Here is a 1,630-nt window from a genome sequence, read left to right as displayed (position 1 = left end):
CAACTCATCCAGCTCAACCTGCTCGGTTCGGCGTCTCTGGAAGAACTCCTGAATCCACGACGGCGAAGAAAAGATAATCTTCAACATCTCAGCCTATTAGAATTGGGTGCTTAGCCGGACAGCAATGGTTTAACATCTGAAAAGGCCGAAATTTTTCCACAGGCAGCCTTGTGTTGCCGCTTTTGGCCGTGGGCATATTCCTCAGGTTTTCAATATGGTATTGCTTTGTATACAATACTTTTGCCGCCAGCCTGCATGCCTGCCGTCTGCGCAGACCGGGTGGCACACAAGCGCATACAATACCCCGGCAGGGCATGTCGGTTCGGTTGCACGAGATACAAGGAGACAAACAGACTACCATGACTATTGCAAATACGAATATCGCCAGCCCTGAAAGGCTGCAAGGCAGAAGGCGCAGCATACAGCGTCCGCGTGTACATGCCGAGGTGCTGTCCTGTCTGTTGGAAGATATACAGTCCGGCGTATACCAGGTGGGACAAAAACTGCCGTCAGAGCGCGAACTTATGGAAGAATTCGGCGTTGGCCGTCCGGCCGTGCGCGAGGCGCTGTCGGCGTTGGCGCGGATGGGGCTTATAGAGGTTTCGCCCGGTATGCGGGCGCGGGTTTGCAGGCTGACGCTCAATCCGTTATTGCGTGAAATGCGCGCCACTATGGAAATTTACTCCAGTACGCATGATGGTTGGCGGCAAATGCACGAGCTGCGTCAGTTTTTCGAAACAGCCGTAGCCCGGCGCATGGCACGCAACATGACCGACGAACAGACGGCCGAGCTTGAGCGCATTTTGCAAAAGCAGCGCAGCCTGCTGGACGATTCGGCCATACGCGAATTTTCCGAGGCGGATATCGAGTTTCACCGCTACCTTGTGAGCTGTGTGGGCAATAATTTTCTGGATATTGTTTCCGACGGTTTCGCGGGCTGGCTGATCACGCCCCTGTATGCTTCCATGCAGGTGCGGCAGCAGAGCGAACTGGCCTATGAAGCCCATGTGCGTATTTTTGAAGCCCTGAAAAAACGCGATGCCGATGCCGCTGAAGAAGCCATGCGGGCGCATCTGGAAGAGATGCGCGGCATCTATCAGGTGGATGTCATGTCGGGGACGGAAAAGAAGCCGGGCAAGATGTAGCGGCAGACAGGCCGAAAATATTTTGTTCGAGCGGCACCGGTTATATGACACCGTGGGATGTTTCGCCCGCCGGGCCGCAGGGCAGGGCTTTTCCGTTTTGAGATAACGACCCTGAAAAAGGAATAAAGAGCGGTGTGCCTTGTATGGCACGCCGCTCTTTTGTACTGTCTTCCTGCAAAATGGCTCTGCTGCCGGAGCAATGGCGCGACGAAGGCTTGCATGCGCAGGGATGCCGCACGTAAACGCCGCAATGAACGTTTTTAAAATTTCGGCAGGCATGCTTTCACCGCCAGAGCAATTTCAAAGTGAAATTGCTCTGGCGGCTGCGTGAGCAGTCGCCCGCCGCAAAGATGCAAGCGGATAACGTACGGTATTTTTCGCACATTCCCAAAATGGAAGTAGCCCTTCATGTCGGTTAGGTTTGGTTATGACCAAACAACCACCAAACCAGCATGAGGGCTACAAATGAAAGCTACCAAGGAGCA

The 1,630-nt window shown here is 53.9% G+C and carries 1 protein-coding gene; it reads left to right on the top strand.

Annotated elements, in window-relative coordinates:
* The first annotated feature begins 359 nt into the window (after positions 1–359).
* The gene (locus V6C16_RS12715) at positions 360–1,145 is read left to right on the top strand and encodes an FCD domain-containing protein (RefSeq protein WP_333534593.1); all 786 of its coding nucleotides are present in this window, start codon (positions 360–362) and stop codon (positions 1,143–1,145) included.
* Positions 1,146–1,630: the final 485 nt, after the last annotated feature.

It is taken from the genome of Desulfovibrio sp. 1188_IL3213 (genome assembly GCF_036763145.1).
In the GTDB taxonomy this organism is placed as follows: Bacteria; Desulfobacterota; Desulfovibrionia; order Desulfovibrionales; family Desulfovibrionaceae; genus Desulfovibrio.
This window is presented reverse-complemented; position numbering and strand designations above follow the sequence as displayed.

Coding starts and splice junctions, on each gene's coding strand:
- V6C16_RS12715 (WP_333534593.1), top strand. CDS start 360: ATGACTATTGCAAATACGAATATCGCCAGCCCTGAAAGGCTGCAAGGC.